This window comes from Mesorhizobium sp. WSM4848 (assembly GCF_055811375.1).
In genome coordinates, this window is record NZ_JBVVPX010000089.1 from 1 (window position 1) to 1512 (window position 1512).

1 protein-coding gene is annotated in these 1512 nt (G+C 63.0%); it reads left to right on the forward strand.

What is annotated here, in order from left to right; all coding sequences use genetic code 11:
* On the forward strand, positions 1–1469 hold a 1469-nt coding region (gene thiC / locus AC0L16_RS33370; protein ID WP_473625773.1), incomplete at its 5' end, for a phosphomethylpyrimidine synthase ThiC.
* Between the last annotated feature and the right edge of the window lie 43 nt (positions 1470–1512).

A 1512-nucleotide genomic window follows, 5' to 3' on the forward strand; every position in this document is an offset into this window, starting at 1 on the left:
AAGCGGTGACGCAGCTTGCCTATGCGCGCGCCGGGATCATCACCCCCGAAATGGAGTTCGTCGCCATTCGCGAGAATCTCGGCCGCGAGAGCTTACGCGGCGGGATGCAGCGCGACGGCAACTCTTTCGGCGCGGCGATCCCGGACTTCGTCACGCCGGAATTCGTGCGCGACGAGATAGCGCGCGGACGGGCTATCATTCCCGCCAACATCAACCACCCGGAGAGCGAGCCGATGATCATCGGCCGCAATTTCCTGGTCAAGATCAATGCCAATATCGGCAATTCAGCCGTCACCTCGTCGATGGCCGAAGAGGTCGAAAAAATGATCTGGGCGATCCGCTGGGGAGCCGACACCGTCATGGACCTGTCGACCGGTCGCAACATCCACAACATCCGCGAATGGATCGTCCGCAATTCGCCGGTGCCGATCGGAACCGTGCCGCTCTACCAGGCGCTTGAGAAGGTCGGAGGGATCGCCGAGGACCTGACCTGGGAAATCTACCGCGATACGCTGATCGAACAGGCCGAACAGGGCGTCGACTATTTCACCATCCATGCCGGTGTGCGGCTGCACTACATCCCGCTGACGGTCGACCGGGTCACCGGCATGGTGTCGCGCGGCGGCTCCATCATGGCCAAGTGGTGCCTGCATCATCACCGCGAAAGCTTCCTCTACGAGCATTTCGAGGAAATCTGCGACATCTGCCGCGCTTACGACGTGTCGTTCTCGCTCGGCGACGGCCTTCGTCCCGGCTCGATCGCCGACGCCAACGACGCGGCGCAGTTCGCCGAACTGGAAACGCTCGGCGAGTTGACAAAGATCGCCTGGGCCAAGGATTGCCAGGTCATGATCGAGGGGCCGGGCCATGTTCCGATGCACAAGATCAAGGAGAACATGGACAGGCAGCTCGAAGTCTGCGGCGAGGCGCTCTTCTACACGCTTGGGCCGCTGACCACCGACATCGCACCCGGCTACGACCACATCACCTCAGGCATCGGCGCGGCGATGATCGGCTGGTACGGCACGGCGATGCTCTGCTATGTCACGCCCAAGGAGCATCTCGGTCTCCCCGACCGCAACGACGTCAAGACGGGCGTCATCACCTACAAGATAGCCGCGCACTCCGCCGACCTCGCCAAGGGCCATCCGACAGCGAAGCTCCGCGACGATGCGCTGTCGAGGGCGCGGTTCGAGTTTCGTTGGGAAGACCAGTTCAACCTGTCGCTCGACCCCGAAACCGCGCGCTCCTTCCACGACGAGACCTTGCCGAAGGAGGCACACAAGCTGGCGCATTTCTGCTCGATGTGCGGGCCGAAATTCTGCTCGATGCGCATCTCCCACGACATTCGGGCCGAGGCACAGAAAGAGGGCATGGCGGCGATGGCCGCGAAGTACCGCGAGGGCGGCAATCTTTATATGCCGGTGGACGGCGAACCGCCCATGCCGAACATACCGGAGCCGTCATGAGGCTGCTGGTCAAAGGGGCCGGCGTCGCCGGCCTCACCGCCGC